The organism is Prevotella sp. ne3005 (assembly GCF_900110085.1).
GTDB lineage: Bacteria > Bacteroidota > Bacteroidia > Bacteroidales > Bacteroidaceae > Prevotella.
Window position 1 is genome coordinate 110477 of the sequence record NZ_FOCK01000003.1, and the last position, 24063, is coordinate 134539.

Sequence of the window (24063 nt, forward strand, 5' to 3'; positions counted from 1 at the left end):
GTTGAGTGCTGATGGAAAAATTTAAGAGGCCCGTCGCAAGAACGACAGGCCTCTCAGTATCTTTTTTAGCAAATGCTTGGGTACGGGCTATCTTCTCACGATCTTTCGAATCTTGAGCTGCGCCACCACCAATAGTTATTTGCCATTCTTATCATTATTTCTAATTTAGCGTCGTTTTTGTAACATTTCGGCGACAAAGGTAAACATTTAATTTCTATCTGCCAAATTTTTCGGCGATTTTTTTTCATAGTAGGCTTCATTTGTCATCTCGACGGCAACGGTGGTTTTCCTGAATTGTTCAAACGAGAGGTATTCCAACCCCTTGTAAGGACCGTTGGTGCCCCATGAGTTTTTCATGATGAAATACTTCTCCCCCTGATCGTCATGGGCAATACCCACGATGGCCATGCCGTGGCCGGCATCCTCCCAACAAACGCCATGATGGTGTCGCACGGCATGTTCGGTTTTAAGAATCAGCGAGTCCATGGGGATGTTCAGGTAACGGTCGTGCAGCCAGTTGTCCTCCACCTCCAGTTCCATCTCCTGATAGTAAGGCTTACGGCTATTGCTCATCAGCTGGATATATTCCCCCGGCTTGCATACGCTACGGGCAAACTCCTGTGGCGTATAGGTGGCACCGAGCATGAACACCCATTTAGGAGCCGGGGTATCTACCTTCCGCATGGCGTCGTAGCCCACAATGCCATATTTCTCTATCAGTCTGAGCAGGGTGGCACACTCACCGCGCTTGCTCTTGGGGGCATTGGGTTCCTGCTCCAGCATCTTCTCTATATAATAAGGTGAGAGGTTCACGGAGTCGCCCCATGCCAGATGTTCCGTCTCGATGGCAGCAAGCATGGCATAGATCCAGCATGTCTCACTCTCGCCCTGATCCTTGATAGGGGTCATGCGGTTCAGCACTTCGTGATGATAGGTCTTCTGTTGTTGGGCAGCACACCCGCAGAACAATACTAAAAGACCTATGATGACCAATTTCTTCATTAGTATCCCGGATTTTGTGTAAAGTGAGGATTCAGGATGAGCATATCCTTGGGGATGGGGAATACAGTGGTGTGGCCGTCGCTTTCGTCGACAGGATCATCGAACTCATCACCCGTGAAGAGACTCTTATACTGACGGAAACGAATCATGTCCTGACGTCGCCACCCCTCCCAGCAGAGTTCGAGCAGCCGTTCATCGAGCAGAGTCTCCGCCGTCAACTCGCGAAAACTGGCCCCCGCACGATCACGTACATTATTGAAGTCGAAGCTACCGTCCTGGCCATTGCGCCACTTAGCCTCAGCACGCATCAACAGGACATCGGCAAAACGGAAGAGCACAATATCGTTATCCATGAGAATGCCGTTCTTCGTGGCGTTCTTGTCTATGTCGTATTTCTTCATTCGGGCACCAGCCGTTTCCACGAAGGGATCGTAGCTGAGATCCATCTTCACAGCGTTTGGATAGTAGACAAGAGGGTTTCCTGTGCGATCGAGGACGAGCTCCCCATTGCGGTCATACACCTCGTCTGCCCAATAATTCAATTCGAAACGTGGATCCTCGTCATCCGTGCCATAGCCGAAGACACGAAGGGTGTTCAGGGTGGCACATGAGCCGTTTTCGCCTGTGATACCATAGGCATCTGCATGACGATAGTGCCACGAGCGCATGATATTCTGCTGTGTGTTGCCATAGAGGTCTTTATCCATGGGGATGACCCAGATATTCTCGGCGGAGTTCTCGTTGCGCACCACGAAATTCATACTGTAGACAGGTTCTAGATAATAATTGTTCGCCAGGTAGTTGCAGAAGAAGATGACCGTCTCCCAGGCATTCATCTTCTGTCCGTAGACGTCTAACATGATCTCCTTGCCGTCGAGGTATTCTTTGTCCGTCCAATCGTCATCAAGATAGATCTCTGCATTCAGGGCGAGCTTAGCCAAGACGAAGAGCGCCACATCAAAGGTGACACGGCCATAGTAATCGCCTTGCGACACACTGTTCTGTTTTTCCAGATCATAGCTGGCCTCGACGAGCTCGTCGTAGACGAAATGGAACAGTTCGCTGCGCTCCGACTGAAGGACTTCATTCATCGAGAGGCGGGTGTTCGTGACGATGGGTACACGTCCGAAGAGGTCGAGCAGATACCAGTAGTAGATGGCTCTGAGGGCGCGCACTTCGGCCGTATAAGCCTTGTATTCTTGGTCGGAGATGATGTTGCGGCTTTCTGCAAGGTGTTCTATCGAACGGTTGCAGAGTGTGATGGCCTTATAGAGATAGGTCCAGGAGTTGTACAACAGCTCGTGATCGCCGTCCCATGAGTGCCTGTACATATGCTGCCACATCTCACCGTCGTACCAGTCGTGGCCTCTGGTGGGGATAATGGCTTCGTCCGATCCGAAGGTCTGGAGGTCATAGATGCCCCGACACGTGCCTTGCAGTCCTTGGCCGTCGGTAGCACCTCCCACATAATTATATAAGGTGGTGACGGTATTCTTGAAAAGCATCTCTGGGGTGGCATGGGCCAATTCGTCGGCAATCTGGTCTTGAGGATGTTCTTCGAGCGAACAGGATGCGGGCAAAAGGGCAAAAAAGCCAAGAAGCAAAAGACTTCTCCTCCCCCTACATACTATCTGATGGATTGTATTCATAGTGCTTAAAATTTCATGCTGAGACCGAAAGTGTAACTGCGATAGGCAGGCATGACGTTCTTGTCGTCGATGCCGAGGGTGCCGTTGATGACGCTCGAGTTGATCATCGGCGTCACCCCGCTGTAGCCAGTAATGGTGGCGAGGTTGTTGACTGAGACAGACAGGCGAAGCCCCTGGATGTATTTCATCCTGATGGGAATTGTCCAGCCTACGGTCACATAGTCGAAGTTCACGTAGTCGCCGTTCTCAAGCCAGTAGTCGCTGATGGTCTGATCCATGATCGCCTCTTCGGGCGCACCCTTCATGATGTTGTAGTTGGGCAACGAGAGCACGTTCATATACGAGAGGGCCGTACCGTTGTAAATCTTGTGTCCGAAGGCACCATTGATTTGCGTGGTGATGTCCCAATGACGATAGCGCAGGGCGATGTTCGAACCCATGACGGCCTTGGGCGTGGCCTGTCCACAGACATAGCTTTCGTCCGTCACGTCATAATACTTCAAACCTTCGGAATCTTTTACGATGCCTTTGCAGTGCGGCAGTTTGAAGACACCCAGGGGCTCTCCTACGATCTGCTTCACCACGGTGCTCGATCCATGGAAGCCTGCGCCCCAGAGGGCAGAGATGCCTTTCGACTGTGGAGCCGTCAGGTGCTGGCCGTTATAGTCGCCGTCGAGGGCAAGCAGCTTGTTGCGCTCAAACGACCAGTTCATGTTGATGGTCAGCTCCACGTCCTTCGTGCGCAAGGGGGTGATGCCAAAGCCTATCTCAAGACCACTGTTCTGCATCGAACCGAGGTTGGCCAGGAACTTATCGTAGGGGAATGGCGGCACAGGAACGGTGTAGACATAGAGCATGTCGGTGGTCTTTGAACGGTAGTAGTCTACGCTCAAGGCGATGCGCTTCTCCCACATCGAAAGGTCAAGACCCACGTTGAAGGTCTTCTTCACCTCCCACTTCAAGTCGGGATTGGAATTGCGGATGATGCCGAGGGTGGTGGTGATGGAGCCGGCATAGGGCACCACACCGTTGGGTGCCAGAAGCTGCATGGAGTTGTAGGAGTCGATACCGCCCTGACTACCTGCCAGACCGTAGCCGATACGCAGCTTAGCGTTTGAGAGCCACTTCAGGGACTGCATCCAGCGCTCCCTGCTGATCACCCAGGCTCCACTGATGGAGGGGAAGAAACCCCAGCGGTGATTCCTTCCGAACTTCGACGAGGCGTCGCCACGGGCATTGACCGTCAGCGTGTATCGATCCCATAAGGTCACCTGCGCACGTCCGAGAAACGATTCCATACGGGCCTCCCTATAGTAGGAGTCCGTACCGTCCCAAGGGCGCGTGGCACCTGCCGACAGCTTATCGTAGCCAAAGGCATCCGTCGAGAAGTTGGTTACAGTCACGTTGAATCCGGTTTTCCTCTGCAGTTCGGCCTCGGCGAGCGCCATCACGCTCAGCTCTAAGTTCTTTTTCTTGGTGGCGTAGGTCAGCGACAGGTTACCTCTCAGGTCCTCGCTCTTCTCATGATCGCGATAGGCCTCACCCTTGCTCCACACCGTGGTGGGATAGTAGTGAGAGTCATCGTCGGTTCTGTAGGAGTACGATCCGAAGGCCCTCAGGGTCAGCGTTTTCGTGATGTCCACCTTCGCCTTCATGTGGATGTTGAAATGGCCGCCGTCCTCGTTCTGTTTCATCTCCAACAGCGAGAGGGGGTTGCTGATCCAGAGGGCTTCCGTCACCTGATCATATTTCCCGTCAACTTCAGGAAAGTCCGGAAAGGTGGGGTTGAAGGTGGCCGCCGAATAATAGAGTTGCTGGGGGAAAGGCAGATAGTCGCGCTTCTGCACAGAGCCCACCATACCGAGGTCCACCGTCAGATGGTTGTCGAAGGCCATCTGGGTGATGTCGAGCTTGGCAATGATGTTACGGTAGTCCTGCGTCTTAATCACTGTCTTATGGCGCTGAAAGCCCACAGAGGCACGATAATTGGCCTTCTAATTACCGCCGCCGAAGGCGACATGGTGGTTCTGCACAAAGCCTGTACACTCGATGGCCTTGTTGAAGTCTGTGTCATATCCCCTGTCGATGATGTCGAATCCGTATTGCCGGGCCGTATTACGGAACTCGTCGGCGCTGAGCATCTCTACCCGTTTGAACACCGACTCAAAGCCTATGCTGCCGTCGTAGGAAATGTGGAACGGCTGCCCCTTGCCACGCTTAGTGGCCACCTCGATGACACCTGCAGCACCTCGCGAGCCGTACTGTGCCGTCTCTGAGGCATCCTTCAGAATGGTAAAACTCTCGATGTCGGCAGGGTAGATGGTCGAGAGGACAGCCAGGTCTGCCGTCACACCGTCGATTATGACGAGCGGGTCGTTGCCACCCGTCAGCGAGGTGGTACCCCTCACACGCACGGCAGAGATCATCGCCTCCTGATTACCGCCTGCGGTCACCTGCACACCAGCCGCCTGACCACTGAGGGCGTCGATCGACGAAGTGATGAGACCCTTGTTCATACGATTCTCCGTCACTTGGTCTATGGCACCTGCAATGGCGTCCAGGTCGCCCTTCGAATAACCGACTCTTACAATCGAATCATTTCCATCCGTCTGGGCGCCAGCCGATGCAGCCATAATCATGGTCAGCAACAGTATGCAGAATCTATTCCCCATGAGCTTTCGTTTTTGGTTTCTGCTTGCAAAGATAACAAATTATTGGCTAATAGATGTATTTATTCACAAAAAATTTGTAAATTTGCACCCATGAAGATTCAAGATTTTGAAATTATGGCGCCAGTGGGCTCTCGCGAGTCGCTGGCAGCAGCCATCCAGGCTGGGGCCGACAGCATCTATTTCGGCATCGAGAAACTGAACATGCGGGCCCACTCGGCCTCCACCTTCACCATCGACGACCTGAAAGAGATGGCCGCCACTTGTAAGGAGCATGGCATCAAGAGCTATCTCACGGTCAACACCATCATTTATGGCGAGGATATCCCCCTGATGCATGAGATCATCGACGCTGCCCATGAGGCAGGTATCTCTGCCGTCATCGCCAGCGATGTGGCTGTGATGACCTATTGCAACCGCGTGGGACAGGAGGTGCACCTCTCCACTCAGCTCAACATCTCCAATATCGAGGCCTTGCGCTTCTATGCCCAGTTTGCCGATGTCGTGGTGCTGGCGCGTGAGCTGAACATGAATCAGGTGGCAGAGATCTACCGCCAGGTGGAGGCCGAACATATCTGCGGCCCCTCGGGCGAGCAGATCCGCATCGAGATGTTCTGCCACGGTGCCCTCTGCATGGCCATCAGCGGCAAGTGCTACATGAGCCTGCATGCCGCCAACCGCAGCGCCAACCGCGGCGAGTGCATCCAGGTGTGCCGTCGCAGTTATACGGCCACAGACAATGAGACGGGCTATCAGCTCGACATCGACAACAAATACATCATGTCGCCCAAAGACCTGAAGACCGTGCGCTTCATCGATAAGATGATGAATGCAGGTGTGCGCGTGTTCAAGATTGAGGGGCGTGCCCGAGGACCGGAATACGTCTATACCGTCGTGAAGTGCTACAAAGAGGCCATACAGGCTGTGCTCGACGGCGATTTCACGGAAGAGCGCAAAGATGCGTGGGACGCCCGTCTCGCCACCGTCTTCAACCGTGGCTTCTGGGATGGTTACTATCAGGGCCAGCTCATGGGCGAGTGGAACAAGAACTACGGCTCCAACGCCACAGAGCGCAAGGTCTACATCGGCAAGGGCGTGAAATACTTCTCAAAGCTCGGTGTCGCTGAGTTCACCGTCGAGGCCAACACCTTCAAGGTGGGCGACAAGATGCTCATCACAGGACCCACCACGGGTGTCATCTATGTCAATGCCGACGAGATCCACGGCGACCACGGCCCCGTGGAGGTGGCTGAGCAGGGCACACGCGTCTCCATCGCCGTCCCCGAGAAAGTACGTCCCAGCGACAAACTCTTCAAACTCGAACAAAGCCCTGAATAAACAGTCAACAAGATGCATATAGCGATTGCAGGAAACATCGGTAGCGGGAAATCAACGCTCACGAAGCTGCTGGCCAAGCACTATGGCTGGGAACCACGCTTCGAGGCCGTCGACCACAACCCTTACCTCGAAGACTACTACCGCGACATCCACCGATGGTCGTTCAACCTTGAGGTCTACTTCCTCAAGGAGCGCTTCCGCGACCTCATCGCCATCTCGCAGACCGACCATACCATCATCCAGGACCGCACCATCTTCGAGGGCGTCTATGTGTTTATGGAGAATAACCGGGCGATGGGCAACCTCTCCGACCGCGACTATCAGACCTATATGGAACTCTTCGAGCAGATGATGTCGGTGGTGCGCCTGCCCGACCTGATGATCTACCTCCGTGCCTCTGTGCCCTACCTCGTGGGCAACATCCAGCAGCGGGGGCGCGACTATGAGCAGTCGATGCAACTGGAATATCTGCAGAACCTCAACGAGCGCTACGACGACTTCATCTATCATAAATACAAGGGCCGTGTGATGACGGTTGAGAAAGACCAGCTCGACTTCATCAACCGCCCCAAGGATCTGGCGCAGGTCATCGACCGCATCGACGCTACCCTCTTCGGCCTCTTCTCCTAATCATTCCTCAATTCTCAATCATTCAATTCCCAACAAGACCATGCACATCGCAATAGCAGGAAACATCGGCAGTGGCAAGACCACACTCACCAAATTGCTGGCCCATCGTTATGGCTGGACACCACGCTTCGAGCCTGTAGACAACAACCCCTATCTGGAAGACTTCTATGCCAACATGCCCCGTTGGTCGTTCAATCTACAGATTTATTTCCTCAACAAGCGCTTCAAGGAGGTGGTGGAGATCTCGAAATCCACGGACACCATCATCCAGGACCGCACCATCTTCGAGGATGCCCGCATCTTCGCCCCCAACCTCCACGACCAGGGGATGATGAGCGATCGCGACTTCCAGAACTATACCGACCTCTTCGACCTGATGATCTCGCTCGTCAAACTGCCCGACCTCATGATCTATATCCGCTCAAGCATCCCTACCCTGGTGGCACAAATCCAGAAGCGTGGCCGCGAGTACGAGCAGACCATGCGCCTCGACTACCTGCAGGGACTGGAGAAACGCTATGAGGAATGGATAGCCACCTATCTAGGGCCGCTCATCATCGTCGATGGCGACCACTGTAAATTCGGCGACTCCCCCGAGGACTTCAAGATGGTTACCGACATGATCGATGCCAAGCTCTACGGTCTCTTCCCAATGGAATGACCTCTCTCAAATGCCCCCTTGTCATCTCGAACGTCCCCTTGTCATCTCGAACGTCCCCTTGTCATCTCGAACGTCCCCTTGTCATCTCGAGCGCAGTCGAGAGATCTCTCCATGCGCTAACACCTAGTCGAGATGACTACTCGAACGCCGCTTGAAGCAACGCCAACCTATCCTTCAGCTCCAGACTCGTATATCGGAACACTGCATCCGAACCAGTCCGATGCAGACCTGATGCATAATAATTGATCTGCACCTTGGTCAACATGTCTATATGGGTCTTGCGGGCTAACTTAGACGAAGCGACCTCATAGATGGGTTTATACACATTGTCACCTAGTTCCGAATCATACAGACTCACCTTCCGGTCAATCCCACAATACGCCAACAACCGCCGCAGCGACTTGTTATACACCTGCCTCCCATACTTAGGCTGATGTCCAATAAACACCAGCTTCGTACGACGGATTATTTCTATTGCAGGTTCAATCAGTGGCGTCTGGATCTCCTGATTCGTCCCCTGAGACTGAGCCGTTTTCAATGGGAAATAATGCACATACGGTATCCCGTCCTCTGACACAGCCACCTTATCCATCGTGAGCCGCAGCAAATCCCCGATACGACAACCCAGCGCACAATTCAACACAAAAAGATCCTTCACCCATTGCAGTTCAGAAGGCACATCCGTTTTCATCACCTTCCTCAATTCCTCGGCCTTCATGAAAACAGGAGCGTCATACATCACGTGCATGATGCTCCTTCGCTTCTCAAACGAAATCTTCTTAAAGGGCGAGCGGCGTATCTCACCAGTATCCTCCAGTTCCCGGAAGAAAGCCTGGAGGGCTTTCAGGTCGTGCACCACTGTGGCATCCTTACAGCGTCTCTGAGGAGCATGCCTCCCTCCGCCAGAAGGATAGAGGTATGGGAACTGAGATACATAGAGATATTCGTCGTAGACAAACTTGCGGTATTCCAAAAGCAACTCAGTGGTAAACTCCCTGGCACTGATACCTGATAAGCCATTGATAATCAGGAAGCGCTGTAGTTTTCGGGCTTTACCAAGTGTGATCATATATCGTCCTGCACCTATCACCCCGTCACGGTATGCCTCCTCTATATACCGTCTCAGCCTTTCATAGACGGGTTCACCATCCTGACGTCTTGCCAGCCCAGCACATTCTGCCATCACCCGTTGCACCTGCAATTCAAAGATGCGGTTGTTCATGTCCATCCGCTTAACCTGCATGAGGGTGTAGGCCTTGCACATGGCCAGACAGTGGCGGTTGAGCTCACTGCGCAAGGCAGGGTTGCGCGCTGCATCCTCAGGTCTGGCATTGATACCTGTTGAATGATAAAAAATCTGTCCGCCGTCTTTCAGGCGGAAACAAATGGAGGCTGCCCCCGTTGGAGCAGCCCCATCGCACATTGTAATTGTTTCCATTGCTTTTCCCTTTTTAGTTAAACTTAGAATCTGATGACTCGGCCACATGTCGCAACCACAAGTCTCCATATCCTTAGAAACGTTATTTAAGGGAGAAAAGTATAAAGCGCGCCCTATTCTTGTCATTCCAAGCGTAGTCGAGCGCTCGGCTTTGCCGCTTGGCTTGTCCAAGAAATCTCATAAGATCTCTCCATGCGCTTACGCTTGGTCGAAATGACAAAGAGGGGGATGGTCGAGATGACAGGAATGGTACTCGGGATGAAAGAAAAGGCTGTTTTTTGTCGTTTTTATTTGGTTTTCTGCCAACATATTTGTACCTTTGCCCCCCAAATATATAATAAGGTATGACGATTAACGAGATTCAAGACGAGATAATTGAGGAGTTCAGCGGTTTCGACGACTGGATGGATAAGTATCAGCTACTCATTGACCTGGGCAACGAGCAGGAACCCCTTGACGAGAAATATAAGACGGAACAGAACCTGATTGACGGCTGCCAGAGCAGGGTGTGGCTGCAGGCGGATTATGCCGACGGCAAGATCCATTTCTCTGCCGAGAGCGACGCACTGATCGTGAAGGGCATCGTGGCCCTGCTCATCCGTGTGCTCTCAGACCATACCCCCCAGGAGATACTCGATGCCGACCTCTATTTCATCGAGGAGATAGGCCTGAAGGAGCACCTCTCGCCCACCCGAAGCAACGGACTTGTAGCAATGGTGAAGCAGATGCGCGTTTATGCGCTGGCTTTCAGCACAAAGCAATAATCGAGCACTGATTTTTGATATTTATTAACGAAAGAAAGTCATTCACAAAGGATGATTTCTGGATATTTTTGTGTACCTTTGCGGGCAGAATGTGAAAAGACATAGACTAAAAACTTTTGAGATATGATTCAAACCGTAGTAAAGCGCGACGGACGCATAGTGGGCTTCAATGAGCAGAAAATCATGGCAGCCATCCGTAAGGCCATGCTCCACACCGACAAGGGTGAGGACGAGCGACTCTTGTACCAGATAACCGACCACATCGCCCAGCGTGGCGAGAGCCAGATGACCGTGGAGCAGATTCAGGATGCCGTAGAGGTGGAACTGATGAAGTCGAGCCGTAAGGATGTGGCACAGAAGTACATCGCCTACCGCCATCAGCGCTCCGTGGCCCGTAAGGCCAAGACACGCGAGGTGTTCCTCGATATCGTGAACATCAAGAATAACGATGTGACGCGAGAGAATGCCAACATGAATGCCGACACCCCGGCAGGCATGATGATGAAGTTTGCCTCGGAGACCACCAAGCCTTTCGTCGACGATTATCTGCTCTCTCCGGAGAGTCGTGAGGCCGTAGAGCATAATTACCTGCATATCCACGATAAGGATTATTACCCCACAAAGTCGCTCACCTGTGTGCAGCACCCCCTCGACAATATCCTTTCGGGCGGATTCATCGCCGGGCATGGTGCCTCGCGCCCTGCCAAGCGTATCGAGACGGCTTCAGTATTAGCCTGTATCTCGATGGAGTGTTGTCAGAACGAGATGCACGGCGGTCAGGCTATCCCCGCCTTCGACTTCTATCTGGCCCCCTACGTACGTATGACTTATGTGGAGGAGCTGAAAGCCCTTGAGGAACTGAATGGCGAGAGCTATCAGGATCTTTACGAGGAGCCCCTGATGGATTATATCAAGAAGCCCCTCGACGGACTGGAGGGAAGGGAGCGTGCCCAGCAGCATGCCATCAACAAGACCGTGGGGCGTGTGCATCAGGCCATGGAGGCGTTTATCCATAATATGAACACCATCCACTCAAGGGGTGGTAATCAGGTGGTGTTCTCGTCTATTAATTATGGTACGGACACGAGTGCAGAGGGCCGTTGCATCATGCGAGAGATATTGCTCTCTACCTATGAGGGTGTGGGCAATGGCGAGACCGCCATCTTCCCCATCCAGATATGGAAGAAGAAACGGGGCGTGAACTATCTGCCTGAGGACAGGAATTTCGACCTCTACCAGCTGGCCTGTAAGGTGACGGCACGCCGATTCTTCCCCAATTTCCTGAACCTCGACGCCACCTACAACCAAGACAGCGAGTGGAGGGCCGACGACCCCAAGCGCTATATCCACGAGGTGGCCACGATGGGCTGTCGTACGCGTGTGTTTGAGAACCGCTTTGGACCAAGGACGTCTATCGGACGCGGTAACCTCTCGTTTACCACCATCAACATTGTGAAGCTGGCCATCGAGGCAGCTCGCGAAGAGAAGAATCAGCAGAAGCGCATCGACCTGTTCTTCGCCAAGCTCGACCATATGTTGGAGGTGGCTGCCCAGCAGCTCGATGACCGATTCCAGTTCCAGAAGACCGCCTACGCCAAGCAGTTTCCCCTGCTGATGAAGAGCCTGTGGATTGGTGCCGACAAGCTCAGACCCATGGACACCATCGAGAGCGTGATCAACCAGGGCACCCTCGGCATCGGATTTATCGGACTGGCAGAGTGTCTGGTGGCCTTGATTGGTAAGCACCACGGAGAGTCGGAGGAGGCCCAGGAACTGGGACTGAAGATCGTGGGCTATATGCGGCAGCGTGTGAACGATTTCTGCGAGCACTATCATCATAACTACTCGGTGCTGGCTACCCCTGCCGAGGGCCTCAGCGGCAAGTTCACGAAGAAGGACCGCAAGGAGTTCGGCGTGATTCCGGGTGTCACCGATCGCGACTATTACACTAACTCCAACCACGTGCCCGTCTACTACAAGTGCTCTGCCCGCCACAAGGCTGAGGTAGAGGCTCCCTATCATGAGATGACGCGTGGCGGCCATATCTTCTACGTGGAGATTGACGGCGACGCAACGCATAACCCACAGGTGATCATGAGCGTGGTGGACATGATGGATCAGCTGAACATGGGCTATGGCTCAGTGAACCACAACCGCAACCGTTGCATGGACTGTGGCTATGAGAATGCCGACGACCATCTGGATAAGTGCCCGAAGTGCGGCTCGACGCATATCGACAAGCTGCAGCGTATCACAGGCTATCTGGTGGGCACCACCGACCGCTGGAACTCCGGCAAGCTCGCTGAGCTCAACGACCGTGTCACCCACATCGATCACGGACAGCAAGATCTGTTTGGATGATCAGGGTTCTCGATATTATTGAAGATACGATGGTGGATGGTCCGGGATTTCGGACCTCCATCTATTGTGCGGGGTGCCGTCATCAGTGTCCCGGCTGTCATAATCCCCAGTCGTGGGATTTCAAAGGCGGACATGAGATGAGCACAGAGCAGATCATGAAGATCATCGTGGCCGATCCCTATGCCAATGTCACCTTCTCCGGGGGTGACCCCATGTATCAGTGCGACGGCTTCGCGGAGTTGGCACGTGCCATCCACAACCAGACGAATAAGGACATCTGGTGCTATACGGGATTTACCTTTGAAACGCTGATCACCCGGGCACAGCGCGAGCTGCTGGAGTTGCTCGACGTACTCGTGGACGGACCTTTTATCCAGAAGCTTCACGACCCAGACCTGCTCTTCAGGGGCTCTTCCAACCAGCGTATCATCGACGTACAGAAGACGCTCTATGCCGGAGAGGTCATCCTCTGGGAACCGGATGTAAACATATAATCCCTGCCGATTGGCAGGGATTATTTGATTTATTCTTGATAGGCCGATTGGCAGGGATTCTTGATTATTCTTGATAGGCGTCGAGTTTCTTCAGATAGAAGTCCCGGAAATCACTCCAATGATAATAAGGTGCACAGTCCGTGGGAATAGGCAGATAGGCCTCGTTTTCATTGAGCAGGATCTTCAACAGCACATCCTTATCCTTGGGATTCTTTCGATAAAACACAAACTGGATGTTGGCAGCCATGGGGAACACGTCGAAGTTCAGCCAGCCGTTGACGTCAAGTTCTTCAAGGTCGAAGAACTGACGGTCGAAGCCATTGAGGCCCAACAGACAAGTGAGTGGGAGCACGATGGTCTCATGGCCGAAGCGCAGGGTGGCACCATTACGCGGGGTGGCAACGGCAAGGTCGGCATCCTTGATAATCTGGCGAAGCAGGTTGCGCTGGATATAGGGCTGCGTGCCTCCGTTGAAGGGACTGTTGCCATAACACAAATACCAGTAGCTGTTGTACATCAGCCAGCAGTTGTAGAGCTCGTCGTGGGTATAGATGTCGAAAAGGCTGAAATGGTGGCGCTGTTCCGTACCCTGGACACTCGAGGCCAGCTTAAAGAGCATCCTGTTCAGCTCGTAGGCATCGACGCTGTCGCGATAGTATACCGAATCGTTGAAGAGTCGGGCCATCACCTGCTGGTGGACGGCATGCTTGTCGCAGAAGGCATTATAGGTATCAACGGTTTCCTTGGACAACCGCTTCTTGAAAAGTACCGTATCCTGGAAGTTCATATACCACATGTCGGCCTCGCTGGCATCGGCATTGATGACCAATCTCGGATTGTTCTTCGCCAACTGCACTAGGGCGTTCTCCATCGAGATAATACAGCGTATCACTACGGTACTTTTGGCATCGACGATGGCCGCTCCCGCGAATGCCTCGGGGAAGTTGTCGTACATACGCTGGGCTATCTGTCGGTGCTGAGCAGCCCCCAGAGGCGTAAGCTCGCCATAACGGTTGCGGGCCTCATCATGCAAGGCGCTCACCTGCTCATACACCTTCTGTCCTAACTCCGAGAGCTTACCCTGTTCCGAGGCCTTGCGGAGCCACAGGTAAGGGATATCGTATTCTTTTTGTTTGATCAAGTAGCGCGAGCCGTGGCGGGCATAAGTGCTGACATAAAAGGGTTTCTTGCCTTTCGGGGCAGGAGTCAGAAAGGTGCTGGGCTGCGGATAGGCATAGTAATTACTACCAGCCTTGAAAAGGTCACGTTTCAGGTTCTCGCGAGCGTTTTGAGCCGTCAAAGTCAGTACCGAGAGTGCCCATAGGGCAAATAATACTACTTTTCTCATAAGTTTTTTCCTAATTCGGTTGCAAATATAAGGAAAAAACATTATTTTTGCAAAAAAATCGGGAAGAATATGGCAAAAAACTTGAAATGGCAGGATGATTACTGGCTTTTGCTCATGCAAATTTACCTGCAGAAGCCTGTAGGCGTCAAGCCGATGTACAATCGAAAGATGGTGGAGCTAAGCATGGAACTGCACATCGCTCCGAATATCCTTTTCAACAAGATGTGCCAGATTGCCAACCTCGAGACACCCCGTATCGAGCACATCTGGGAGACCTATGGCAACAACCCCCGCAAGCTGGCCCGAGCCGTCAGCCTTTTCAGGGGGATGAATGGCTTCAACAATGCCAGCCTGTTTTACGAGGGCGTGGAGACCACTGAGAGTTTTGAAAAGGATTTCAAGCCTATCGCCGAGGGAGAGAAGCTGACGCCCGTGATGCTGATACTGATTCTCGACGAGTATTTCCGTCTGACACCTATCACGATGGTGCCCGAGACACCCGAGGTGCAGCAGCTGGCCCGATTGCTGAAGCTGAAGCCCCAGGAGGTGGTTGACGTGCTGGAGGTGTTCCAGTATTGCGACCCCTACCTGAAGCACAAGGATGCCATGACCAATCCCTTGTTGGCACCCTGTCAGCTGATCTGGCGACGCTTCGGTAATGCCAATACCGAGGATCTCGCCTCCTATGCAGAACAATTGAAAGAATACTTTAAGTAAGGGGAAAAGGGGAAAAGGTAAAAAAGTAAAAAGGTAAAAGGGTAAAAAGTAAAAAAATAGAAATGGCTGAGAAGTACGGTCAGATACAGGAACAGACACAACAGCTGAAGCAGGGACTGATGATCTCGCGGCAGCAGCTGTTGCAAGCCTCGCTGGTGGAACTGCCAGTGACGCAGCTCGTTGATCGTATCAACACCGAGATGAATGATAATCCGGCCCTCGAGACCTCGTCGCCTGGCGACGACGATTACGAGCTGGCCGCCTCGCAAGGCGATGACCTATCATCTCCCAGCTCTCAACTCTCAACGGATACCGACGAGGACTACGAGTCGGCTACTGAGCGCGAAGAGCGCCAGTCGGCACTCGACGAGGCCCTCAGCGGCATTGGCCGTGATGACGAGGAACTGCCCGTCTATCAGGGAGGCAACGCCGTCTCTGACGAACGCGAGGAGATGGTCTTTGGCGAGACAACCTCGTTTTACGACCTACTGAAGGAACAGATGGGCGAGCTCGACATGAGCGAGCAGGAGCACGACGTGATGGAATACCTCATTGGATCACTCGACGATGACGGTCTCTTGCGTAAAGACCTTGAGATGCTCAGTGAGGAGCTGGCCATCTACCATAACATCGACGTCACCATCGGCGACATCGAGCGTGTGCTCCATTGGCTTCAGGCCTTCGACCCTGCAGGCATCGGCGCCCGTACGCTCCAGGAGTGTCTGCAACTGCAGATTGCCCGTCGCGACCCCTCACGGCTCAGAGACCTGATGGAAAAGGTGGTCGATGACCATTTCGACGAGTTCACGAAGAAGCACTGGGACAAGATACAAACAGCCCTCTCACTCAACGACGCACAGGCCGAGATACTCTTCCAGGAGTTGCGTAAGCTAAATCCCCGCCCTGGGGCATCCCTGGGCGAGGCTGTAGGCAGGAGTCTGCAGCAGATCACGCCCGACTTTATCGTCGACACCCAAGACGACGGCACGGTGACCTTCACCCTCAACAATGGCGAGGTGCCAGAATTGCGCGTGTCGCAGTCGTTTGTCGACTCCATGAAGGAATATGAGGCCAACAAGGAAAACCTGAGTCGTCAGACCAAGGAGGCCCTGCTCTATATTAAGAAAAAGGTTGACGCTGCCCAGGGGTTCATCGAAGCCATCAAGGTGCGCCGCCACACCCTCAGCGTCACCATGCGCGCCATCATCCAGCTGCAGCACCAGTTCTTCGTCGACGGCGACGAGGCCTCGCTGCGTCCTATGATCCTGAAGGATGTGGCCGAGAAGACGGGGCTCGACCTCTCCACCGTGTCGCGTGTCAGCAATTCCAAGTACGCCCAGACCCGCTGGGGCACATTCCCCCTGCGCCATTTCTTCAGTGACGGCTATGTCACAGAGAACGGTGAAGAACTGTCTACGCGCCAGATCAAGGCCGTACTCCGCGATATCATCGAGGCAGAAGACAAGAAGCGCCCCCTGAGCGACGACCAGCTGAAAGAGCTCCTCGCCGCCAAGGGCTATCCCATCGCCCGTCGTACGGTGGCAAAGTATCGTGAACAATTAGGTATCCCCATTGCTAGACTGAGAAAGTGAAAAATGAAAGGTATAAAGATGATTAACAGGGAAAAGACGATTATTCTGGCGGCACGTGTGATCAGCATGCTGTTCACCCCCTTCTATCTGCCGTTGGTGGGGCTGATGGCCCTCTTCATCTTCAGTTATCTGGGACTGATGCCGTGGGGCTATAAGCTGCAGGTGCTCACCCTCGTCTACCTCTTCACTATTCTGTTGCCCACGGTGCTCATCCACCTCTATCGCCGTTATCAGGGTTGGAATCTGATCGAACTCGGTCATAAGGAGCGCCGCGTGGTGCCCTATGTCATCTCCATCCTCTGCTATTTCTTCTGCGTCTTCCTGATGGATATGATGCATATTCCCCATTTCATGGGCACCATCGTATCGGCAGCCTTGTCCATACAGGTGGTCTGCGCCCTCATCAACGTGTGGTGGAAGATTTCCACCCATACCGCAGCCATCGGCGGTGTGGCTGGTGCCCTGTTCGTCTTTGGTGAGCTGTTCGGGTTCAACCCTGTGTGGTGGCTCTGTGGGGTCATGATGTTGGCAGGCCTCCTCGGTTCCAGTCGTATGATCCTGCGCCAGCACTCATTATTGCAGGTCGTTGCCGGCTTCTGGGTTGGTGTCGTCTGCGCTTTCTTCGGATTAATTTATTTATAAGATATGAAGCCATTAGTAAGTATTATCATGGGCAGCACCAGTGACCTGCCCATTATGGAAAAAGCCTGCAAGCTGCTCGACGAGATGCAGGTGCCTTTTGAAGTCAACGCCCTCTCCGCCCATCGCACCCCCGATGCCGTCGAAGAGTTCGCCCGTACTGCCAAGGACCGTGGCATCAAGGTCATCATTGCCGGTGCCGGCATGGCTGCCGCCCTCCCGGGTGTCATTGCCGCCTCCACCACCCTACCGGTTATTGGTGTACCCATCAAGGGCATGCTCGACGGCCTCGACGCCATGCTCTCCATCATCCAGATGCCTCCGGGCATCCCTGTGGCCACCGTTGGCGTCAATGGTGCCCAGAACGCAGCCATCCTCGCTGTCGAGATGATGGCCCTCAGCGATCAGGATCTGGCCCAGCGCCTTGCCGTCTATAAGGGCAATCTCCGTGTGAAAATCGAAAAGGCCAACAAAGAACTGGCCGAAGTGAAATATCAGTATAAGACCAACTAACATGAGAAGACAATCATCCGAAACCCGTGTGGGAAATATCGGCATTGGCGGCAGTAACCCCATCCGCATCCAGTCGATGGCCACCGTCGACACCAACGATACCGAGGGTTGCGTGGCGCAGGCCAAGCGTATCATCGATGCCGGAGGTGAGCTTGTGCGCTTCACCACGCAGGGCGTCCGTGAGGCAGAGAACATGAAGAACATCTCAGCCCAGCTGAAGGCCGACGGTTATCAGACGCCCCTCGTAGCCGACGTCCATTTCACGGCCCATACGGCCGATGTCGCAGCCCTTTACTGTGAGAAGGTGCGCATCAACCCTGGCAACTATGTGGACCCGGGCCGCACGTTCAAGCACCTTGAATATACCGACGAGGAGTATGCCGCCGAACTCGAGAAGATCGAGAAGAAGCTTGTGCCCTTCCTCAATATCTGTAAGGAGCATCATACTGCCGTTCGTATCGGCGTGAACCATGGCTCCCTCTCCGACCGCATCATGTCGCGCTATGGCGACACCCCAGAGGGTATTGTCGAGAGCTGTATGGAGTTCCTCCGTATTTTTAAGCGCGAACAGTTTAACGATGTCGTTATCAGCATCAAAGCCTCGAATACCGTAGTCATGGTCACCACCGTACGTCTGCTTGTCAAGACCATGGACCAGGAGGATATGCACTATCCCCTGCATCTGGGTGTCACAGAAGCTGGCGAGGGCGAAGACGGGCGCATCAAGAGTGCCGTAGGTATCGGCGCCCTGCTGACGGAGGGTATTGGCGACACCATCCGCGTGTCGCTCTCCGAAGAGCCTGAGTGCGAGATTCCCGTAGCCCGTAAGTTGGTCGACATGATTGAAGAGTGTACTGCTCTGCGTGCCCAGGCCGAGGCCAGCATCCAAAGCGATACCATCACCCTCGCCATCGACGCTCCTGACTGGGAGACGCTCCAACTCAAAGCCGCCATGGCCGTGGGAGCCCTGCTGATCGACAAGAAGGCTCATCAGCTTGTCATCCAGCATCCTGACTTCGACAATGCCAAGCTCGTGGAACTCGCTGACGCCATCCTTCAGGCAGCCCGCATCAAGTTTACGAAGACCGAATATATCTCCTGCCCTGGCTGTGGACGTACGCTCTACAACCTCCAGGAGACCATTGCCAAGATCAAGGCCGCCACGAAGGATCTGGTGGGACTTAAGATTGGCATCATGGGGTGTATCGTGAATGGTCCAGGTGAGATGGCTGATGCCGACTACGGTTATGTCGGAGCTGGCCGCGGAAAGATATCCCTCTACAAAGCCAAGGAATGTATTGAAAAGAACATCCCCGAGGAAGAGGCTGTCGACCGTCTCATTGAATTTATCCGTAAAGATAGAGCATAAACAATAATCCCCAGCCGCCTGGCTGGGGATTATTTCTTTATTTGATGTACTCAGCGAAGTCGGTGAGCTTCATGTCACCCTTGCGAGCCGGCGTGTCGTGCATAGCAAACGCTGCAGGCAGGTTATGACGGGTCTGACCCATCTTCGAGATCTTCAGGTAATCCCACAGCAACTGCTTATAGTCGGGATGTGCACAATTCTCGATGATGCACTCTGCACGCTGGATGGGTCCCTTGCCACGCAGGTCGGCGATACCCTGCTCTGTCACGATGATGTTCACATCGTGCTCCGAGCTATCCTGATGGGAAACGAACGGTACGATTGAAGAGATCACACCACCCTTAGCCACAGAAGGACAAGTGAAGATAGACAGGTATGCGTTGCGGATGAAGTCACCCGAACCACCGATACCGTTCATCATCTTCACGCCGCTGATGTGGGTAGAGTTCACGTTACCATAGAGGTCGGCCTCGATAGCGGTGTTGATGGCGATGACACCTAATCGACGGATAATCTCAGGAGAGTTCGAAATCTCACTCTGACGCAGCGTCAGGTGGTCCTTGAAGTAGTCCATGTGGTCATACACCTGCATCAGGCACTCGTTAGAGACGGTGAGAGAACAAGCTGAAGCATCCTTCACACGACCGTTCAGCATCATAGCGACAACGCTGTCCTGCAGCACCTCGGTATAGATGTTGAAGTCAGGCACATGCTTGTCCTGACCCAGGGCGCCGAGGATGGCATTGGCTGTAGAGCCCACACCACTCTGCAGGGGCAGGAACTCCTTGGGAATACGGCCCTTGTGCATCTCCTCTACGAGGAACTCTGCAGTCAGGTATCCAATCTTATCTGTCACAGGGTCACTGTCCTTGAAGGCACGGGCCTCATCGGGGATGTTACACTCCACGACACCCACCACCTTATCCTTAGGAACAGTCACATAGGGCACACCGATACGGTCGCCTACATGCTCGATGGGGATAGCCTTGCGGTAAGGCGGATCCAGAGGCTCATACACGTCGTGGATATACTTCGCATTGGGGTTATGGAAGCTGTTGAGCTCCAGGATCACATGCTTAGCCAGACGAGCAGCTGTGGGAGAGATACCTCCTGCGGCAGTCAGATAGACATGATAGTCGTTACCCACCTCTTCGATGTCGCACACCTCGAGGATAGCCCAATCCAACGGACCATAGAATCCGTAGCGCAGCTCCTGTGCCATGTGACTCAGGTGGAGGTCGTTGTAGGGAATCTCACCCATATTCACATGCTTACGGAAATCAGGGTTCGTGGTGTAGGGAGCACGGTAGAGGATAGCCTGAGCATTTGCCAGGTCACCATCGGTACTCTGTCCTGTAGAAGCACCTGTGAAGATAGCCACCTTGAACTCGCGGCCAGCCTCATGCTCAGCCACAGCAAGCTTTGCTAACTCCTTGGTTGTTGCCTTGGCTACACCTGCAGGTGTAAAGCCACTCATGGCGATGTGATCGCCATTCTTAATCAGTGCTGCAGCCTCTGCAGCAGTCATACGTGTATAAGCCATAATTCATTTAATTTGCAAATTTGGCGGCAAAATTAATAATATTCGCTCAAACCACCAAATAAAACACTTACCTTTTTACTTTTTTACCTTTTTACCTTTATATATACTCCATCAACACATCCCATACAGCGATGATATGACAGATGCTACCAGCGAGGACGAAGAAGTGGAACACAGAATGCATATATTTCTTCTTATTGAACGAATAAAATACAGCACCCGTGATATAGCTGACACCTTCGGCAATAAGCCAGACGACGGCAGCAGCTGACACAGAGTCCATCAGAGGTTTAAAGGCAACGAGTACGCTGAGGCCCATACCCACGAAACAGATGGTCTCGAGGTTGGAGTGCTCTTTCAGATGGATAAAGCTGACGATGGTGCCAGCCACGGCACAGGTCCAGACAAAGATGAAAAGGCTCCAACCCCAGTAGCCCTGTTCACGGAGTGCCACGAGCGTCAGAGGGGAATAGGAACCCGCAATATGCCAGTAGATGGCGGCATGGTCCCACTTGCGAAGGCGTTCCTTCCACTTCGAGTGATGTTTCATCGAGTGGTAGAGCGTGGAAGCAACATAACTGCCAAGCATGCCGAAAAGATAAAGGATCACGCCTATGCGCGCCCAGTTGTTATCACCTTGAAAGCACCAGACAAGGAAGATGATGCCGAACACCACCCCTAAAAGAATGCCGCCACCATGGGAAGCGGCATTCCAGATTTCTTCTTTCTTTGTATATCTGATCATTGATATGTCTTACAACTGCTCCAGCGGCATCTCAAAGACGAAGCTGGCACCACCGTTATAGTCGTGGTCAAGATAGACCTTGCCATTGAGCAGGTGGGCAATCTCACGGCAGAGGGCGAGTCCGACCCCTAGTCCCTCCGACTTCTGGTCGATCTTCCAGAATGGTTTGAAAACTTGTTCGCGATGGAGCTCAGGGACTCCCTCACCCGTATCGTCGACACGAATCTGGAGGATGGTACGTCCGTCATCGAGTGCCTCGAAGGTGCGCACCTTCAGCACCACCTCACCGGAAGTGGTATGCTGACAGGCATTCTCCAAGAGGATGCGGATAAGCTGCTCAAGGCGCCTGCCGTCGGCATAGAGATAGGTATCCTTCAGAGCTACAGGGTACTCGTGCTTGAGCTTGACTTCCGACGGCACTTCGTGCTTGACACTCTCACGGGCCTTATAGCAGGTTTCCATCAGGCTGATCACTGTCTTGTGAAGCGTCAGACAGCCCTTTTGCATTTTCGAAAGATCTATGATATCATTGACCACTGTCAACAGTCTGTTGGCATTGTGGCGGATATGATCTCTCATCACTATTTTCTCTTCCTCGTCCATGTGGGCGCCTGAGACACCATTCAGCAGGTCGTTGAAACCGACGATAGCATTCAGCGGCGTGCGGATTTCATCACTCACGTTGTCGAGGAAAAATTCCTCCAAGTCTTTCTCTTGTTCAATAATTTTTTGCATTATTACTTAACATTTACAGTTTATGGGTGTGCAAAGATAATAACTTTTATTTCAAATAACCAAACAAATTGCCAATTTTTTTCGTATTATCGACGAAAAACGTCATTTTTACACTAATTAAGCAAAAAAAACGACCAAAATGAAAAAAACGACAAAAGATTTGGAAGTTTCGGAGAATTTAACTATCTTTGCACATGACTATAGGCGTTCACATGGTGATAATCCCCACGCCTACATGGATTAACTACCATATTTGATTATTAACCGCCGAATTGGGGGATGGCAGGCACAATAACTAATAAGACCTATGAGGAAAGTTGTACTACTCATTTGCTCGATCCTTGTCATCGGTGTCCAGTCTGTATTGGCAGACGGCATCAGCGTGATAAGTTTCAAACTCCTTGAAACCGATCTGACCGCCAATACGCGTGGCACACAGAAACTGGACCAAAACGGAGAAAAGGCAGCACTCATCAAGATTGTAACCCCAGAGAAGGGATTCCTGTTTAACGGCGGTTCACTGGGAATCGTGGGAACGGAGGAGAAGGCCGGCGAGATCTGGCTCTATGTACCGCCCCGCGCCCAGAAGCTTACCGTGACTCATCAGGTGTTTGGCGTGATGCGCGACTATTTCTACCCCGTCTCCATACAGGGTGGCCGCACCTACGAGATGCTGCTCGACATCGGTACGGGCCGCTACGTGACCATCACCACCTCACAGGCCAAGTCGGACGTGACTGTCGATGGCGAGTATATCGGACAGTCGCCCATATACAACAGATACCTGAATTACGGCCGTCATGCCGTCACCACCCAGAATGGCATCTACGAAGGTAAGGACACCATTATCGTCGCCATTACCGACGCCAAGGAGACGAAGATGGCCAACATCGAGATGCAGGACATGCGCCAACACTATGGTGAGGTGACTGTAAACGTGGCTAACGATGCCGACATCTGGTTCAACGACCATCAGGTAGGCACTGGCACCTGGTCATCACAGTTGCGCGAGGGCACTTATGTAGTAGAAACCCGCAAGAACGACTGCGACCCCGTGAGGACCACCTTCACTGTAAAGCCCCAGCAGCAGAACGATGTGGAGGCAGCGCCCCCGGCACCCCATACTGGACGACTGAACATCTACACCCGTCCACGTAGTGCAAAGGCCATCCTCAACGGCACACAGCCCATCAACATCGAAGAGATACAGACACTCCCCGTGGGTACTTATCAGCTGGCCTTCAACCATAAGGGTTATATAGGAACAGAGCGCGAGTTTACCGTTACCCACAATGAGACCACGACAGATACCGTGGCCTTGGAGCGCGTGAAATACATCAAGCCACAGGCATTCTACTTCGGTGCAGGTTACACCATCCGTTCACTCGGAGGCATTACCGCCCTGGCGGGTATAACCTTCAAGAACTTCGACCTGCAGGCCAGCTACACCTTCGGACTCAGCGAGAGCGACGAGGTGAAGTGGTATAGCACCGACGGCAACGACAACTACCTGAGCAGCGTGGCCTATAAGCGTTCGACCTTCGCCGTGAAGCTGGGCTATCAGTTCATACTGACAGAGCGTCTGGGCATCACCCCACAGGTGGGTTATGAGATTGAGCGCCTCACGGGTAGTGTGAAGGACGGCACGAACCTCTATGGCGACGGTGCCTCGGCCAACTGCCTCTCACTGGGAGCCAAACTCTTGTGGGCACCCATCCAGCGCCTCTATGTCTTTGCCAACCCTGCCTTCTCTATCGGCATGAGCAAGGACGACAACTTCAAGAAGATTGAAGACAACAGCGACATCAAGGCCGGTGGCTTCATGTTGAGCCTCGGTGCCATCTTCAATTTCTGAT

Annotated in this window: 19 protein-coding genes and 1 pseudogene; 12 read left to right on the forward strand and 8 right to left on the reverse strand. The window is 53.0% G+C overall.

Annotation, left to right across the window (positions count from 1 at the left end):
• Window positions 1-207 precede the first annotated feature (207 nt).
• The 3 genes and pseudogenes from BMY16_RS05370 to BMY16_RS05380 form a co-directional block, all read right to left on the reverse strand.
• Window positions 208-1002 (reverse strand): C1 family peptidase, encoded by a 795-nt coding sequence (locus tag BMY16_RS05370; RefSeq protein WP_091840699.1) that lies wholly within the window; start codon window positions 1000-1002, stop codon window positions 208-210.
• Window positions 1002-2651 (reverse strand): RagB/SusD family nutrient uptake outer membrane protein, encoded by a 1650-nt coding sequence (locus BMY16_RS05375; RefSeq protein ID WP_091840700.1) that lies wholly within the window; start codon window positions 2649-2651, stop codon window positions 1002-1004. The genes BMY16_RS05370 and BMY16_RS05375 overlap by 1 nt, the downstream gene beginning before the upstream one ends.
• 5 nt (window positions 2652-2656) lie before the next feature.
• Window positions 2657-5323, reverse strand: a pseudogene (locus BMY16_RS05380) (SusC/RagA family TonB-linked outer membrane protein).
• A 90-nt stretch (window positions 5324-5413) separates the two neighbouring features.
• Here BMY16_RS05380 and BMY16_RS05385 point away from each other — a divergent pair.
• Genes BMY16_RS05385 through BMY16_RS05395 form a run of 3 tightly spaced genes read left to right on the forward strand, consistent with a single transcriptional unit; the run spans window position 5414 to window position 7949 of the window.
• A complete protein-coding gene (locus tag BMY16_RS05385) occupies window positions 5414-6658 on the forward strand; it encodes a peptidase U32 family protein (protein ID WP_091840702.1) in 1245 nt (414 codons plus the stop codon).
• A gap of 12 nt (window positions 6659-6670) precedes the next feature.
• Complete coding sequence (locus tag BMY16_RS05390; protein ID WP_091840703.1) at window positions 6671-7288, forward strand: deoxynucleoside kinase; 618 nt, start codon at window positions 6671-6673, stop codon at window positions 7286-7288.
• Between the two features lie 40 nt (window positions 7289-7328).
• Window positions 7329-7949: a deoxynucleoside kinase gene (locus BMY16_RS05395; RefSeq protein ID WP_091840705.1), complete on the forward strand. Its 621-nt coding sequence runs from the start codon at window positions 7329-7331 to the stop codon at window positions 7947-7949.
• A gap of 136 nt (window positions 7950-8085) precedes the next feature.
• Here BMY16_RS05395 and BMY16_RS05400 read toward each other — a convergent pair whose 3' ends face one another.
• Window positions 8086-9387: a site-specific integrase gene (locus BMY16_RS05400; RefSeq protein WP_139207131.1), complete on the reverse strand. Its 1302-nt coding sequence runs from the start codon at window positions 9385-9387 to the stop codon at window positions 8086-8088.
• 344 nt (window positions 9388-9731) lie between these two features.
• Between BMY16_RS05400 and BMY16_RS05405 the strand changes: the two genes are divergently transcribed.
• From BMY16_RS05405 to nrdG, 3 genes are all read left to right on the forward strand, one after another.
• Complete coding sequence (locus BMY16_RS05405; RefSeq protein WP_091840710.1) at window positions 9732-10151, forward strand: SufE family protein; 420 nt, start codon at window positions 9732-9734, stop codon at window positions 10149-10151.
• 123 nt (window positions 10152-10274) lie between these two features.
• Window positions 10275-12512: an anaerobic ribonucleoside triphosphate reductase gene (locus tag BMY16_RS05410; RefSeq protein WP_091840711.1), complete on the forward strand. Its 2238-nt coding sequence runs from the start codon at window positions 10275-10277 to the stop codon at window positions 12510-12512.
• Window positions 12509-13006: an anaerobic ribonucleoside-triphosphate reductase activating protein gene (gene nrdG, locus BMY16_RS05415; protein ID WP_091840713.1), complete on the forward strand. Its 498-nt coding sequence runs from the start codon at window positions 12509-12511 to the stop codon at window positions 13004-13006. The genes BMY16_RS05410 and nrdG overlap by 4 nt, the downstream gene beginning before the upstream one ends.
• A 64-nt stretch (window positions 13007-13070) precedes the next feature.
• Here nrdG and BMY16_RS05420 read toward each other — a convergent pair whose 3' ends face one another.
• The gene (locus BMY16_RS05420; RefSeq protein ID WP_091840714.1) at window positions 13071-14354 is read right to left on the reverse strand and encodes a histidine-type phosphatase; all 1284 of its coding nucleotides are present in this window, start codon (window positions 14352-14354) and stop codon (window positions 13071-13073) included.
• A gap of 69 nt (window positions 14355-14423) precedes the next feature.
• Here BMY16_RS05420 and BMY16_RS05425 point away from each other — a divergent pair, with 69 nt between their 5' ends.
• The 5 genes from BMY16_RS05425 to ispG all read left to right on the forward strand — a co-directional run bounded on the left by BMY16_RS05425 (window position 14424) and on the right by ispG (window position 19184).
• Window positions 14424-15071, forward strand: coding sequence for a hypothetical protein (locus BMY16_RS05425; protein WP_091840716.1), 648 nt, complete (start codon window positions 14424-14426; stop codon window positions 15069-15071).
• 62 nt (window positions 15072-15133) lie between these two features.
• Entirely contained in the window at window positions 15134-16663 is a 1530-nt protein-coding gene (gene rpoN, locus BMY16_RS05430; protein WP_091840718.1) for an RNA polymerase factor sigma-54, read from the forward strand.
• 18 nt (window positions 16664-16681) lie between these two features.
• Window positions 16682-17305: a phosphatase PAP2 family protein gene (locus BMY16_RS05435; protein ID WP_091841033.1), complete on the forward strand. Its 624-nt coding sequence runs from the start codon at window positions 16682-16684 to the stop codon at window positions 17303-17305.
• Between the two features lie 3 nt (window positions 17306-17308).
• Window positions 17309-17815, forward strand: a complete 507-nt coding sequence (gene purE, locus BMY16_RS05440; RefSeq protein ID WP_091840719.1) for a 5-(carboxyamino)imidazole ribonucleotide mutase — start codon at window positions 17309-17311, stop codon at window positions 17813-17815.
• A gap of 1 nt (window position 17816) precedes the next feature.
• Window positions 17817-19184, forward strand: coding sequence for a (E)-4-hydroxy-3-methylbut-2-enyl-diphosphate synthase (ispG, locus tag BMY16_RS05445; protein WP_091840721.1), 1368 nt, complete (start codon window positions 17817-17819; stop codon window positions 19182-19184).
• 37 nt (window positions 19185-19221) lie between these two features.
• Here the strand turns inward: ispG and BMY16_RS05450 are convergent, their stop codons facing one another.
• The 3 genes from BMY16_RS05450 to BMY16_RS05460 form a co-directional block, all read right to left on the reverse strand.
• Window positions 19222-20727 (reverse strand): succinate CoA transferase, encoded by a 1506-nt coding sequence (locus tag BMY16_RS05450; protein WP_091840722.1) that lies wholly within the window; start codon window positions 20725-20727, stop codon window positions 19222-19224.
• A 97-nt stretch (window positions 20728-20824) separates the two neighbouring features.
• The gene (trhA, locus tag BMY16_RS05455) at window positions 20825-21472 is read right to left on the reverse strand and encodes a PAQR family membrane homeostasis protein TrhA (protein WP_091840724.1); all 648 of its coding nucleotides are present in this window, start codon (window positions 21470-21472) and stop codon (window positions 20825-20827) included.
• Between the two features lie 9 nt (window positions 21473-21481).
• A complete protein-coding gene (locus BMY16_RS05460; protein ID WP_091840725.1) occupies window positions 21482-22207 on the reverse strand; it encodes a sensor histidine kinase in 726 nt (241 codons plus the stop codon).
• A 307-nt stretch (window positions 22208-22514) separates the two neighbouring features.
• Here BMY16_RS05460 and BMY16_RS05465 point away from each other — a divergent pair, with 307 nt between their 5' ends.
• Window positions 22515-24062, forward strand: a complete 1548-nt coding sequence (locus BMY16_RS05465) for a PEGA domain-containing protein (protein WP_091840727.1) — start codon at window positions 22515-22517, stop codon at window positions 24060-24062.
• The last annotated feature ends 1 nt before the right edge of the window (window position 24063 follow it).